Source organism: Nocardioides xinjiangensis (assembly GCF_017916455.1).
Lineage (GTDB): Bacteria > Actinomycetota > Actinomycetes > Propionibacteriales > Nocardioidaceae > Nocardioides > Nocardioides xinjiangensis.
In genome coordinates this window covers 108928-121726 of record NZ_JAFMSY010000005.1, presented here as the reverse complement: position 1 = coordinate 121726, position 12799 = coordinate 108928, and the positions used below count along the sequence as shown (strand labels likewise).

Here is a 12799-nt window from a genome sequence, read left to right as displayed (position 1 = left end):
CCGGCCGGGCCCGCGGTCAGGAGTCGCCGGAGTGGCAGACCGCCTCGACGTTGTTGCCCTCGGTGTCGCGGACGAAGGCGCCGTAGTAGCCCGGGTGGTACTCCGGCCAGAGCCGCGGCTCGTGCAGCGACTCCGCACCCGCCGCCACGGCCTCCGCGTGCCAGGCGCGGACCGTCGCCGCGTCGGGCGCCCGGAACGCGACGTGGACCTCGCGGTTGGGGCCGACGCCGTCGAAGGTGCTGATCCAGAAGTCGGGCTCCTCGGTGCCGTAGCCGATCGCCACGTCGAAGTCCATGATCCGGCGGTGTCCGAGGACGCCCAGGACCCTGTCGTAGAACGCGGCCGCGCGGGCCAGGTCGGTGCAGTTGATGCCCAGGTGATCGATCATGGACCGATCGTGGCACCGCCCACCGACAGCGGCCCGCGCCTGGGGATAGCGTGCGTCCATGACCGTCGAGACCGCACCGACCGACCTGATCGAGCAGGCCCGGGCCTGGGCCGCCGAGGACCCGGACGAGCAGACCCGCGCCGAGCTCGAGGCACTCGTCGCGGCCGCTGCGCGCGGGGAGCAGACCGACCTCGCCGACCGCTTCGCCGGGACGCTCGAGTTCGGCACCGCCGGCCTGCGCGGCGCCCTCGGCGCCGGCCCCAACCGGATGAACCGCGTCGTGGTCACCCGCGCTGCCGCCGGCCTCGCGGCGTACCTGCGCGACACCGGCCACGCCGGCGGCTCGGTCGTGATCGGCTTCGACGCGCGCCACAACTCCGACGTGTTCGCGCGCGACACGGCCGAGATCATGACCGGCGCCGGCTTCAAGGCGCTCGTCATGCCGCGGACCCTGCCGACCCCGCTGCTGGCCTTCGCGATCCGCGAGCTGGGCTGCGCCGCGGGCGTGATGGTCACCGCGAGCCACAACCCGCCTCAGGACAACGGCTACAAGGTCTACCTCGGCGACGGCAGCCAGATCGTGCCGCCGGCCGACAGCGAGATCGCCGACCGGATCGCCGCCGTGGGCCCGCTGGCCGACCTCCCCCGCGGCGACGCCGGCCGCGTCGTCGGCGAGGAGATCGTCGACCGCTACCTCGACACCGTCGCCGGGCTCGCCGGGGACGGTCCCCGCGACCTCAGCCTCGTCTACACGCCGCTGCACGGCGTGGGCGGCACGACCGTCGCCCAGGTGCTGGAGACCGCCGGCTTCGACGCACCCCACGTCGTGGAGCAGCAGGAGCACCCCGACCCCGACTTCCCGACGGTCTCCTTCCCCAACCCCGAGGAGCCCGGCGCGATGGACCTGGCGATGGCGCTGGCCGCGGAGACGCGGGCGGACCTCGTCGTCGCGAACGACCCCGACGCCGACCGCTGCGCCGTCGCGGTGCCCGACGCCCACGGCTGGCGGATGCTGCGCGGCGACGAGGTCGGCGCGCTGCTGGCCCACCACCTGCTCGCCCGCGGCCGCACCGGCACCTACGCCAACTCGATCGTCTCCTCCAGCCTGCTCGGCAAGATGGCGGCCGCGGCCGGCCAGCCGCACGAGGAGACGCTGACCGGGTTCAAGTGGATCGGCCGCGTCGAGGGCCTCGCGTTCGGCTACGAGGAGGCGCTGGGCTACTGCTGCGACCCCGAGCACGTCCGCGACAAGGACGGCGTCTCGGCGCTGCTGCTGGTGTGCGAGCTCGCCGCGGCCGCGAAGGCCGAGGGCCGCGGCCTCACCGACATCCTCGACGACATCGCCCGCCAGCACGGCCTGCACGCGACCGACCAGCTGTCGGTGCGCTTCGAGCAGCTGTCCGACATCCCGGCCACGATGCAGCGGCTGCGCGCCGCGCCTCCGACGGCCCTCGGCGGGCTCGCCGTCGAGCGGGTCGAGGACCTCGCCGAGGGCTCGGAGCTGCTGCCCCCGACCGACGGCCTGCGCTACTCCCTCGCCCAGGGCGCCCGGGTGATCGTCCGTCCGAGCGGCACCGAGCCGAAGGTGAAGTGCTACCTCGAGGTGGTCGTGCCCGTCGGGGCCGACGCGGACGGCGGCGTCGACGCCGCCCGCATCAACGCCGCCGGCCGGCTCGACGCGATCAAGGCCGACCTGCGGGGCGCCGCCTTCGGACCGGACCGCTGACGTGCGGACCCGCGCCCCGGCCCTGACGACCGGGCTCGTGACCGGACTGGCGACCGGAATGGCGACCGGGCTGGTGGCGGGGCTGATGGCCGCTCCGGTGGCCGCCGCGCCCGCCGGTGCGGCGTACGACGAGCAGGTCCCGCGCACGTGGCGCGTCGGCCCCGAACGCGCCCTGACCACCCCGAGCGCCGCGGCGGCCGTGGCGCGCGACGGCGACACCGTGCTGATCGACCCGGGCACCTACCCCGGCGACGTGGCGACCTGGACCCAGGACGACCTCACGCTCCGCGGGGACGGCGGACGCGCCCACCTGCGCGCCGCCGGCAACGACGTGCAGGGCAAGGCCATCTGGGTCATCGCCGGCGACCGCACCACCGTCGACCGGATCGAGCTCAGCGGCGCGGCCGTGGCCGACCGCAACGGCGCCGGCATCCGGCACGAGGGCACGGACCTCAGGGTCACCCGCAGCTGGTTCCACGACAACGAGAACGGCATCCTCACCGGTGCCGACCCCGACAGCGACGTCGTCGTCCGCAGCTCCCGGTTCTCCGGCAACGGTCACGGCGACGGCTACTCGCACAACCTCTACGTCGGCGCCGTCCGCTCGCTCACCGTGGTCGGCAGCTGGTTCGCCGGCGCGGACACCGGCCACCACGTGAAGTCGCGCGCCGCGCGCACCACCGTCGTGGCCAACCGGATCAGCGACGGCCGCTCGACGGCGAGCTACTCCGTCGACCTGCCCGAGGGCGGTCGGGCCCTGGTGGCGGGCAACGTGGTCGTGCAGGGCCCGCACTCGGAGAACCCGGCGCTGGTGTCCTACGGGGCCGAGGGCCTCGGTCCCTCGCGCACCCTGTGGGTCGTCAACAACACCTTCGTCAACGAGCGCTCGTCGGGCACCTTCGTGGCGCTCGCGGACGGCAGCCGGGCCCACCTGCGCAACAACCTGCTCGTCGGCCCCGGCGACCTCACCACCGGCCGCACCGACGCCCGCGCCAACCGCCGCGTCGGTCGAGGCGGTTTCGTCGACCCGGGCTCGGAGGACTTCCGGCTCCGGTCGTCGTCCCCGGCGCTCGACCGCGGCGTGGCCCTGCCGCGACGCTGGCGCGCACGCTGGGAGTACGTCGCCCCGACCGGGCTCGTCCGCCGCTCGGCGCGCGGCCGGGTGGACGTCGGCGCCCACGAGCGTCGCTGACCGGGCTCCGCGTCGTTGGCTAGGCTCGGGCGCATGGTCCCGACCCCCACCACGGTGGCTCGTGCGCGCGTGGCGTTCGTGCTGGCGCTGGTGGGCCTCGGCTCGCTCGTCGCGGCCGTCTCGCTGGCGCCGTCGACGACCACCCAGTCGGTAGTGGTGCTCACGGCGCTCGCCGCCCACGCGGCGCTGACCCGGGTCCCCGGCCTGATCGCGGTGCCGCCCTCGGGGCGCCCCTCCCTGCGGCCGCCCCGGCGTGCGGCCGACGTGCCGCTCGTGCTGGCCGGGCGGACCACCGACGTGGTGCACCACCCGGTGCGCCCGCGCGCTCCCGGACGCATCTGACGCGTCGCCGCGGCGACGCCACGCAGACCCGTCCCGCCTCGTCCCTGGAGCCCGCATGTCCCTGCTCGACCCCTTCTCGCACGCCCTCGCCGCGGTCCTCGCGGCCACCCACCACGCGCTTATCTCCCTCGGCGCCCTGCCCGACGCCGCCGGCACCTGGGTGCTCGGCGTCGTGGCGCTCGTCGTCCTGGTCCGGCTCGCCCTGCTTCCGCTCGTCGTCCAGGGCGTGCGCCAGGCGCACGCCGCCGCCCGCGCTCGGCCCCACCTGCAGGGGATCGCAGAGCGCTACCGCGGGCGCACCGACGTCGACAGCGTGCGCGCCCAGCTCGACGAGCGCCGCGCGGTCTCGGCCGAGCACGGGATGAGCCGCCTCGGCTGCCTGCCGGTGCTCGTGCAGCTGCCGGTGTGGCTCTCCCTCTACCACCTCCTCTCCGACGTGGCGTCCGGCGTCGCCGTCGGGGCGATGGGCCCCGGCCTGGTGTCGTCGTTCGGCGCCGCCTCCGTCGTCGGCGTCTCCCTGGCCGGTCACGGCTACCTCGGCTCGGGCGGCGTCCACCTCGCGGTCGTGGCCGGGCTCGCCGCCACCGCGGCAGCGCTGTCGTACGTCACCCAGCGCTACGTCGTCGCCCCCAACACCCCGGTGGACGGGATGCCGGAGGCGGTGCTCGTGGCGCAGCGGATCATGCCGGTGATGTCGGCGGGCGGCCTGCTCGTCGCCGGCGGCGTGGTGCCGGTCGCGCTGCTCGTCTACTGGGTGTGCAGCTCGACCTGGACCCTGGCCCAGTCCGCGGCCGTCGGGCGGTGGTGGCCGACCCCGGGGACCGCCGCTGCGGCACGGCGTGGCTGAGGCCCGGTCACAGGAACAGCGAGACCAGCAGCGCTACCACCGCCACCGCGATCAGCGCGCGGGGCACGACCGCCCGCTCGCGGCGTACGGCGTCGGGCAGGGCCAGCTGCTCCGCGGAGCCGGGCCGGACGCCGGCGTCGCGCTGCGCACGCTCGACCAGCTCGCGGAGCCGGTGCTCGACCCAGTCGACGTAGGGCATCCCCTCACGGGGACCCTCCTCGGCCGTGCCGGCGCCGCCGCGCCGCGAGACGAGTGCCTTGCGCCAGGTGCGGCCGACGACGGGCGAGACGTGGCGCCGGTCGGCGGCGCGCACGGCGAGGACCTGGCCGATCGCCGTCTCCTCGATCGCGGCGAGCCGGATGTGGACGGTCTCGGCCAGGTTGCGCATGACGAGGTGCTCCTCGGTGGCCCACAGCGCCGGACGCAGCATCGATGCCCACGCCAGCACGGCCAGGAGCAGGCCCGCAGCAGCAATCCACGGCGGGAAGCCGTCGTCGAGGTAGACCAGGCCGGCCACGACGAGGAGCGCCCCCAGCACGACCGCGAGCCATCCGGTGAGGCGACCGCTCGTGGGCCGGAACCGCTCGACGACGTCGTGGCGGTGGTCCTGCGGGCGTGCCATGGTGTCCTCGTGGCCCTCGTGGCGGTCCGCCCCCGTCCGGGCCGTCGACCTCGGGCAGATGGTGCCCCCGTGCGGATTGCCGGGGGCCCTCGACCCAACTCTATGCTGGGTCGGTGACACCCACTGCCAGCTCGACGGCGAGCACCGCTCCCGGGCTCGGCGTCCTCGACGACGTCGTGCGCTCGGACTCCTCGCTCCGCCGGTTCCTCCACGGCCTGCCGGGAGTCGACCAGGTCGGCTGCGAGGCTCGCGCCGCCACCCTCGCCACCCGGTCCGTCAAGACGACGTCGAAGGCCTTCGCCATCGACCTCGCCATCCGCATGGTCGACCTCACCACGCTCGAGGGCCAGGACACCCACGGCAAGGTCCGCGCGCTCGCGTCGAAGGCGATGCGGCCCGACCCGGCCGACCCGTCGTGCCCGCCCACCGCGGCGGTGTGCGTCTACCCCGACATGGTGGCCACCGCGAAGCAGACCCTCGGCGAGAGCGGCGTGCACGTCGCCGCCGTCGCCACCGCGTTCCCCAGCGGCCGGGCGGCAATGGACATCAAGCTCGCCGACACCCGCGACGCGGTCGAGGCCGGGGCCGACGAGATCGACATGGTCATCGACCGCGGCGCGTTCCTGTCGGGTCGCTACCTCGACGTCTACGAGGAGATCGTCCAGGTCCGTGAGGCCTGCGCCCGGCCCGACGGCACCAGCGCCCACCTCAAGGTGATCTTCGAGACCGGCGAGCTGCAGACCTACGACAACGTCCGGCGCGCGAGCTGGCTGGCGATGATGGCCGGCGGCCACTTCATCAAGACCTCGACCGGCAAGGTGCAGCCCGCCGCCACCCTGCCCGTCACGCTCGTCATGCTCGAGGCCGTCCGCGACTTCCGCGAGCAGACCGGCCGCATGGTCGGCGTGAAGCCCGCCGGCGGCATCCGCTCCACCAAGGACGCCATCAAGTACCTCGTGATGGTCAACGAGACCTGCGGCGAGGACTGGCTCGACCCCGACTGGTTCCGCTTCGGCGCCTCCACGCTGCTCAACGACCTGCTCATGCAGCGCACCAAGATGACGACCGGTCGCTACTCCGGTCCCGACTACTTCACGCTGGACTGAGGACCACCCCATGAGTCGCACCTTCGAGTACGCCCCCGCGCCGGAGTCGCGCGCGATCGTCGACATCAAGCCGTCCTACGGCCTGTTCGTCAACGGCGAGTTCGTCGACGGCACCGGCACGTCGTTCAAGACGGTCAACCCCGCCACCGAGGAGGTGCTGGCCGAGGTCGCCGAGGCCAGCGAGGCCGACGTCGACAACGCGGTCCGGGCGGCCCGCCGCGCCTACGACCGCGTCTGGTCGCGGATGCCGGGCGCCGAGCGGGCCAAGTACCTCTACCGGATCGCCCGGATCATCCAGGAGCGTGGTCGCGAGCTCGCCGTCCTGGAGTCGATCGACAACGGCAAGCCGATCAGGGAGGCGCGCGACGTCGACGTCCCGACCGTGGCCGCGCACTTCTTCTACTACGCCGGCTGGGCCGACAAGCTGAAGTACGCCGGCTACGGGACCACCCCGCTCGGCGTCGCCGGCCAGGTCATCCCGTGGAACTTCCCGCTGCTGATGCTCGCCTGGAAGATCGCGCCCGCGCTCGCGTGCGGCAACACCGTGGTCCTCAAGCCGGCCGAGACCACGCCGCTGACCGCGCTGCTGTTCGCCGAGATCTGCCAGCAGGCCGACCTCCCGCCGGGCGTGGTGAACATCGTCACCGGCGCCGGCGACACCGGCCGCGCGATCGTCTCGCACCCCGACGTCGACAAGGTCGCCTTCACCGGCTCCACCGAGGTCGGCAAGGCGATCGCCCGCGCCGTCGCCGGCAGCCAGAAGAGGGTGACGCTCGAGCTGGGCGGCAAGGCGGCCAACATCGTCTTCGACGACGCGCCGATCGACCAGGCCGTCGAGGGCATCGTCAACGGCATCTTCTTCAACCAGGGCCACGTGTGCTGCGCCGGCTCGCGCCTCCTCGTGCAGGAGTCCGTCGCCGACGAGGTGATGGCCCGCCTCAAGCGCCGGATGGCGACGCTGCGCGTCGGCGACCCGCTCGACAAGAACACCGACGTCGGCGCGATCAACTCCGCCGAGCAGCTCGCGAAGATCCGCGAGCTGTCGGAGGTCGGCGAGGCCGAGGGCGCCGAGCGCTGGTCGGCCCCGTGCGACCTGCCCGCCAACGGCTACTGGTTCGCGCCCACCGTGTTCACCGGCGTCTCGCAGGCGCACCGGATCGCCCGCGAGGAGATCTTCGGGCCGGTCCTCTCGGTGCTCACGTTCCGCACCCCGGCGGAGGCGGTCGAGAAGGCCAACAACACCCCCTTCGGCCTGTCGGCCGGCGTGTGGACCGACAAGGGATCGCGGATCCTGTCCATGGCCAACCGCCTGCGCGCCGGGGTGGTGTGGGCCAACACGTTCAACAAGTTCGACCCCACGTCGCCGTTCGGCGGCTACAAGGAGTCCGGCTACGGCCGGGAGGGTGGTCGCCACGGCCTCGAGGCCTACCTCAAGGGAGCTGACCAGTGAGCCGCATCGACGTCCGCAAGACCTACAAGCTCTACATCGGCGGGCAGTTCCCCCGCTCGGAGTCCGGTCGCTCCTACGTCGTCAACGACGCCAAGGGCCGCCTGCTGGCCAACGCCGCGCGGGCCTCCCGCAAGGACGCCCGCGACGCCGTGGTGGCCGCCCGCGCGGCCTTCGGCGGCTGGTCGGGCCGGACGGCGTACAACCGCGCCCAGGTCGTCTACCGCGTCGCCGAGGTGCTGGAGGGTCGCCGCGAGCAGTTCGAGGCCGAGCTCCGCGCCGCCGAGGGCGTCTCGTCGGGCCGCGCCCGCGCCTACGTCGACGCCGCCGTGGACCGCCTCGTCTGGTACGCCGGCTGGGCGGACAAGATCACCCAGGTCGTCGGCAACGCCAACCCGGTCGCCGGGCCGTACTTCAACCTCTCCACCCCCGAGCCGAGCGGCGTCGTCGCCGTGGTGGCACCGCAGGGGCCGCTGCTGGGCCTCGTCAGCGTCGTGGCGCCCCTCGTCGTCACCGGCAACACCGTGGTCGTGATCGCGAGCGAGCAGCACCCGCTCACCGCCATCACGCTCGGCGAGGTCATGGCCACCAGCGACCTGCCCGGCGGCGTGGTCAACGTGCTCACCGGCTCGCAGGCCGAGATCGCGCCCTGGCTCGCCTCCCACATGGACGTGAACGGCATCGACCTGACCGGCGTCGCCGACCCCGCCCTCGCGGCGTCCCTCGAGGTCGCCGCGGCCGACAACCTCAAGCGCGTACGCCGCCCCGCTCCCGACACCGACTGGCTCGCGGAGCCCGGGCTGGACCGGATGACGCACTTCCTCGAGACCAAGACCGTCTGGCACCCGATCGGCGTCTGAGCGCCACGCACGGACGACGAAGGCCCCCGGACGACGTCCGGGGGCCTTCGGCTCTGGTGCGCTCGGTCAGCGGTTGAGCAGGGCCGAGGCGAGCACGCCGAGGATCTGGTTGGGGTTGTTGACGAGGTAGTTCTGGCCACCCGTCGCCGCGGCGATCTGCTCGAGCTCACCGGTGTCGGAGTCCTGCGAGATGCCGATGATGATCACCTTGACCGGCTTGGCGGGGTCGCGGATCGACTTGAGCTGGTTGATCAGGGCCTCGAGCGACAGCGAGCTCGAGTCGTCGCTGGCCCCGTCGGTGAAGATCACCACGGAGTTGAACCACGCCGGGTCCCACTCCTCCTGCGCGTGCTTGTAGGCCGCCAGGGTCGTGTCCATCAGCCCCGTGGCGCCGCGGACGCGACCGACGAGGGCGCCGGCCTCCTTGCGGACCACGTCGCCGTGCGTGCCCGCGTCGCCGGCGGCGGCGTCGAGACGGTCGAGGGCGGCGTACTCGGCCCACGACGCGCCGTTCTCGCCGCGGTTCTTCGAGAACCCCCAGATGCCGATCCGCGCCTGCGCCGGGAAGGCGTCCAAGGCGAGCTGCGAGGCCTGCACGGCCAGGCCGATGCGGGTGGTGTCGCCCAGGGCAGTCTTCATCGATCCGGAGAGGTCGACCACGGCGAGGATGCTCGAGGGCACCGACAGCACGCGCCACTGGCGCAGGGTGTCGTCGGTGGTCTTCTGCGCGACCGTGCTGAGCACCGCGGCGCTGCCGAGACCGATCTCGTTGGGCAGCGGCTCACCGCCCGGGCCGCGGAGCTCGGCCGCGGCGATGGCCTCCACGCCGGCGCTCGAGGTGAACCAGCGGGTCAGCGCACGGCCGACGCGGGCCGAGACGTCGCGGCCCGTCGACAGCACGTCCATGTTGCCGCGGGTCACCGCGACCATCGGGAAGCGCAGCATCGGCACACCGGTCCGGGGCGCGACCAGCGAGAGCTGGTCGTTGCCGCGCCGGGCCGCGAGGTACGCCTGCTCGGTCGCGGGCACCAGCTGGGTGCTCGAGGCGGTGACGGCGTCGAGGTCGGTCTCCGTGGCGCCGCCCGACACGGCCCGCTCGCCGTAGGTCTGCGCGACCGGGACGGTCTTCTCCTCGATGGTGACCGGCGTCTCCCCCGTCTTCTTCATCTCGGCGTACGGCGCCAGCAGCGCGAGTGCCGAGGCGCCCTCGGCGCTCGGGTCGGCCATCGCGAGGCTGCCGCCGTCGAGGACCGCCGCCCAGGACGCGGGAGCCTTCGCCGCCGGCCCGCCGACGAGGCCGACCGGCGTCTGCGCGAGCACGTCGGCGATCGGCGTACCGGTGAAACCGGCGCTGCTCAGCTGCCCCTTCCACGTCGGGCTGTCCGGGATCCAGAGCTCGGGGAGCTGGGCCTCGGGGTCCCCGAGGAGCGCCACCACGTCCTTCACGGTGCCCGTGGTCACCTGGATGTCGATGCAGGGCTCGTCGGCGTTGACGGCCTCGACGGCCTCCTCCACCAGCGGCGCCATGACCGGCGCCGTGGTGAGCGAGACCTCGTCGGAGACGCAGTCCGGCCCCGTGGCCTCGCTGTCCCCACCGCCGCCCAGCACGAGGAAGCCGGCGACGGCCACCACCAGCGCGAGGGCGAGGCCGAGGAGCAGCCGGGTCCTCCCCGTACGTCCGGCAGCAGCGCCGGGCGTGCCGACGGGCGCGGTCGAGTCGTCGGGACTCATGAGGGTCCTCCCACAGAGGTGTCGGTCGAGGGTCTGCGCGAGACTAATCTCCAGCCCGATCGTCCGTGGCCGAACCAGGAAAAGAGTCCGCACCGAATGAGCACAGCCCAGGTCGTCGTCCTGGCCGGCCCCAGCGGCGCCGGGAAGTCCCGGCTCGCGAAGCGCCTGGGACTACCCGTCCTGCGCCTCGACGACTTCTACAAGGACGGCGACGACCCGACCCTCCCGCGCATCCAGACCGGCGCCAACGCCGGCCTGGTGGACTGGGACCACCCGGACTCCTGGCACGAGGCCGACGCCCTCGCCGCCCTGCGCGAGCTCTGCGCGACGGGGCGCAGCGAGGTGCCGGTCTACGAGATCGCCCGCAACGGCCGCTCCGGCTCGCGCACGGTCGACCTCGGTGGCAGCACGAGGTTCGTGGCGGAGGGGATCTTCGCCCCGGAGGTGGTGGCCGTGTGCCGCGAGGAGGGCCTGCTGGCGGCGGCGTACTGCATCACCCAGCACCCGCTCGTGACCTTCTGGAGGCGCCTGACCCGGGACCTCCGCGAGCACCGCAAGCCGCCGCTGGTCCTGCTGCGCCGCGGGACGGCGCTGATGCGCGACCAGCAGCGGGTCGTGGCGCACGCCCTCCGGCAGGGGTGCCGCAGGGCGACCGGCGACCAGGCCTACGCCGAGCTCACCCGATGAGGGCGGCGTAGCCCGGCTTGATGACCTCGTCGATGATCGCGAGCCGCTCGTCGAAGGGCAGGAACGCCGACTTCATCGCGTTGATCGTGAACCAGCGCAGGTCCTCGAGCGTGTAGTCGAACGTCTCGACCAGGCGGTGCATCTCCTGGGTCATCGAGGTGTCGCTCATGAGCCTGTTGTCGGTGTTCACGGTGACCCGGAAGCGCAGGTCGGTCAGCACACCGATCGGGTGCTGCTCGAACGACTCCGCCGCGCCGGTCTGGATGTTGGAGCTCGGGCACATCTCGAGCGGGATGCGCTTGTCGCGGACGTACGCCGCAAGCCGGCCCAGCCGGACCGACCCGTCGTCCTCGACGGTGATGTCGTCGATGATCCGCACGCCGTGGCCGAGCCGGTCGGCGCCGCACCACTGGATCGCCTCCCAGATCGAGGGCAGCCCGAAGGCCTCGCCGGCGTGGATGGTGAAGGGGGCGTTCTCCCGCTGCAGGTACTCGAAGGCGTCGAGGTGGCGGGTGGGCGGGAAGCCCGCCTCCGCGCCGGCGATGTCGAAGCCGGCCACGCCCCGGTCGCGCCACGCGATCGCGAGCTCGGCGATCTCCATGGACCGGGCCTGGTGGCGCATCGCGGTCAGCAGCTGGCGTACGACGATCCTGCCGCCGCTGGCGGCCATGCCCTCCTCGAAGCCCTCCTGCACCGCGGCGACGACCTCGTCGAGCGTCATCCCCCCGCTCACGTGCTGCTCGGGCGCGTAGCGGACCTCGGCGTAGACCACGCCGTCGGCGGCGAGGTCCTCCACGCACTCGCGGGCGACGCGGGCGATCGCGGGACCGTTCTGCATCACCGCGACGGTGTGGTCGAAGGTCTCGAGGTAGCGCACCAGCGAGCCGGAGTCGGCCGACTCGGTGAACCAGCGCCCGAGCGACTCCGCGTCGGGCGCCGGGAGCTCGTGGCCGGTGTCCGCGGCGAGCTCGACGATCGTCTGCGGGCGCAGGCCGCCGTCGAGGTGGTCGTGGAGCAGCACCTTGGGGGCGGCCAGCACCTGGTCGCGGGTAGGAGTCGTCACCGTCCCATCCAAGCAGGGGCGACTATCTTCGGGGCATGCGCACCTTCACCACGCTCGACGAGGTGGCGGCCGCCGCGGGGACCGACATCGGCACCAGCGAGTGGCTCACCGTCGACCAGGCCCGCATCGACGCCTTCGCCGACGCGACCCTCGACCACCAGTGGATCCACGTCGACGTGGCGGCGGCCGGCGAGGGGCCGTTCGGCTCCACGATCGCCCACGGCTTCCTCACCCTCAGCCTGCTCCCCCACTTCGCCTCCGAGGTCTTCGCGTTCGAGACGCCGGGAGCGCGGCTCAACTACGGCCTCGAGAAGGTCCGCTTCCCGAGCCCGGTGCCGGTGGACAGCAGGCTGCGCTCCCACGTGCGCTTCGGCGAGGTGCGCGACCTGCCGGCCGGCAAGCAGCTCGTCGTGGAGCACACCGTCGAGATCGAGGGGCAGGACAAGCCTGCCTGCGTGGCCGCGCACGTCGTCCTCCTCCTCGCCTGAGCGGTACGGCGCCCGCCCCCGCCGCGCCCGCCGCAGCCCGCCGCCCCCGCCGCCGCCGCCACAGCCCCGGAAATCGGGTAACCCCCCCCATCCGGGCACTCCCGCCCTCACCGGTGGGGACGGGAGCGCGCGTTCCGGGGCGTTACCGGGCGATCGCCCCGGCCGATGCAGCCGGGCCCTAGATCGGGTAACGCCCCCATCCAGGCACTCCCGCCCTCACCGGTGGGGGCGGGAGCGCGCCTTTCGAGGCGTTACCGGGCGATCGGCGGACCGGCGAGTCCGCTGGCGCCGGCCCGGGGG

General features: G+C 73.6%; 13 protein-coding genes. 9 read left to right on the top strand and 4 right to left on the bottom strand.

The window, feature by feature from the left end:
* Nucleotides 1-16 precede the first annotated feature (16 nt).
* The gene (locus tag J3P38_RS16860; protein WP_210440163.1) at nucleotides 17-388 is read right to left on the bottom strand and encodes a VOC family protein; all 372 of its coding nucleotides are present in this window, start codon (nucleotides 386-388) and stop codon (nucleotides 17-19) included.
* Nucleotides 389-446: 58 nt separating this feature from the next.
* Here J3P38_RS16860 and J3P38_RS16855 point away from each other — a divergent pair, with 58 nt between their 5' ends.
* The 4 genes from J3P38_RS16855 to yidC are packed head-to-tail and all read left to right on the top strand — an operon-like array spanning nucleotide 447 to nucleotide 4495.
* Complete coding sequence (locus tag J3P38_RS16855) at nucleotides 447-2114, top strand: phospho-sugar mutase (protein WP_210504450.1); 1668 nt, start codon at nucleotides 447-449, stop codon at nucleotides 2112-2114.
* A 37-nt stretch (nucleotides 2115-2151) separates the two neighbouring features.
* Nucleotides 2152-3306, top strand: coding sequence for a right-handed parallel beta-helix repeat-containing protein (locus J3P38_RS16850; protein WP_210440159.1), 1155 nt, complete (start codon nucleotides 2152-2154; stop codon nucleotides 3304-3306).
* Between the two features lie 33 nt (nucleotides 3307-3339).
* A complete protein-coding gene (locus J3P38_RS16845) occupies nucleotides 3340-3648 on the top strand; it encodes a hypothetical protein (protein ID WP_210440158.1) in 309 nt (102 codons plus the stop codon).
* 55 nt (nucleotides 3649-3703) lie between these two features.
* Nucleotides 3704-4495 (top strand): membrane protein insertase YidC, encoded by a 792-nt coding sequence (yidC, locus tag J3P38_RS16840; protein ID WP_210504449.1) that lies wholly within the window; start codon nucleotides 3704-3706, stop codon nucleotides 4493-4495.
* Nucleotides 4496-4502: 7 nt separating this feature from the next.
* On the opposite strand, the gene J3P38_RS16835 is transcribed toward yidC, so the two are convergent.
* Nucleotides 4503-5117, bottom strand: a complete 615-nt coding sequence (locus tag J3P38_RS16835; RefSeq protein ID WP_210440154.1) for a hypothetical protein — start codon at nucleotides 5115-5117, stop codon at nucleotides 4503-4505.
* A gap of 113 nt (nucleotides 5118-5230) precedes the next feature.
* Between J3P38_RS16835 and deoC the strand changes: the two genes are divergently transcribed.
* Genes deoC through J3P38_RS16820 form a run of 3 tightly spaced genes read left to right on the top strand, consistent with a single transcriptional unit; the run spans nucleotide 5231 to nucleotide 8530 of the window.
* Nucleotides 5231-6223, top strand: coding sequence for a deoxyribose-phosphate aldolase (gene deoC, locus J3P38_RS16830; RefSeq protein WP_210504447.1), 993 nt, complete (start codon nucleotides 5231-5233; stop codon nucleotides 6221-6223).
* Nucleotides 6224-6233: 10 nt separating this feature from the next.
* Nucleotides 6234-7673 carry an aldehyde dehydrogenase family protein gene (locus J3P38_RS16825; RefSeq protein ID WP_210504445.1) on the top strand — a complete coding sequence of 480 codons (1440 nt, stop codon included), beginning with the start codon at nucleotides 6234-6236 and terminating at the stop codon, nucleotides 7671-7673.
* Nucleotides 7670-8530, top strand: coding sequence for an aldehyde dehydrogenase family protein (locus tag J3P38_RS16820; RefSeq protein ID WP_210440149.1), 861 nt, complete (start codon nucleotides 7670-7672; stop codon nucleotides 8528-8530). Before J3P38_RS16825 ends, J3P38_RS16820 begins: the two co-directional genes overlap by 4 nt.
* A gap of 66 nt (nucleotides 8531-8596) precedes the next feature.
* On the opposite strand, the gene J3P38_RS16815 is transcribed toward J3P38_RS16820, so the two are convergent.
* Nucleotides 8597-10261 carry a substrate-binding domain-containing protein gene (locus J3P38_RS16815; RefSeq protein WP_210504443.1) on the bottom strand — a complete coding sequence of 555 codons (1665 nt, stop codon included), beginning with the start codon at nucleotides 10259-10261 and terminating at the stop codon, nucleotides 8597-8599.
* Between the two features lie 96 nt (nucleotides 10262-10357).
* Here J3P38_RS16815 and J3P38_RS16810 point away from each other — a divergent pair, with 96 nt between their 5' ends.
* On the top strand, nucleotides 10358-10948 hold the full coding sequence (locus J3P38_RS16810) for an ATP-binding protein (RefSeq protein ID WP_210504441.1): 591 nt from the start codon (nucleotides 10358-10360) through the stop codon (nucleotides 10946-10948).
* Here J3P38_RS16810 and J3P38_RS16805 read toward each other — a convergent pair.
* Nucleotides 10938-12011: an adenosine deaminase gene (locus J3P38_RS16805; RefSeq protein WP_210504440.1), complete on the bottom strand. Its 1074-nt coding sequence runs from the start codon at nucleotides 12009-12011 to the stop codon at nucleotides 10938-10940. The two genes, J3P38_RS16810 and J3P38_RS16805, sit on opposite strands and share 11 nt — an antisense overlap.
* A 35-nt stretch (nucleotides 12012-12046) precedes the next feature.
* Between J3P38_RS16805 and J3P38_RS16800 the strand changes: the two genes are divergently transcribed.
* Nucleotides 12047-12499 carry a MaoC family dehydratase gene (locus J3P38_RS16800; RefSeq protein WP_210504439.1) on the top strand — a complete coding sequence of 151 codons (453 nt, stop codon included), beginning with the start codon at nucleotides 12047-12049 and terminating at the stop codon, nucleotides 12497-12499.
* Nucleotides 12500-12799: the final 300 nt, after the last annotated feature.

Coding starts and splice junctions, on each gene's coding strand:
- J3P38_RS16860 (WP_210440163.1), bottom strand. CDS start 388: ATGATCGATCACCTGGGCATCAACTGCACCGACCTGGCCCGCGCGGCC.
- J3P38_RS16855 (WP_210504450.1), top strand. CDS start 447: ATGACCGTCGAGACCGCACCGACCGACCTGATCGAGCAGGCCCGGGCC.
- J3P38_RS16845 (WP_210440158.1), top strand. CDS start 3,340: ATGGTCCCGACCCCCACCACGGTGGCTCGTGCGCGCGTGGCGTTCGTG.
- yidC (WP_210504449.1), top strand. CDS start 3,704: ATGTCCCTGCTCGACCCCTTCTCGCACGCCCTCGCCGCGGTCCTCGCG.
- J3P38_RS16835 (WP_210440154.1), bottom strand. CDS start 5,117: ATGGCACGCCCGCAGGACCACCGCCACGACGTCGTCGAGCGGTTCCGG.
- J3P38_RS16825 (WP_210504445.1), top strand. CDS start 6,234: ATGAGTCGCACCTTCGAGTACGCCCCCGCGCCGGAGTCGCGCGCGATC.
- J3P38_RS16815 (WP_210504443.1), bottom strand. CDS start 10,261: ATGAGTCCCGACGACTCGACCGCGCCCGTCGGCACGCCCGGCGCTGCT.
- J3P38_RS16810 (WP_210504441.1), top strand. CDS start 10,358: ATGAGCACAGCCCAGGTCGTCGTCCTGGCCGGCCCCAGCGGCGCCGGG.
- J3P38_RS16800 (WP_210504439.1), top strand. CDS start 12,047: ATGCGCACCTTCACCACGCTCGACGAGGTGGCGGCCGCCGCGGGGACC.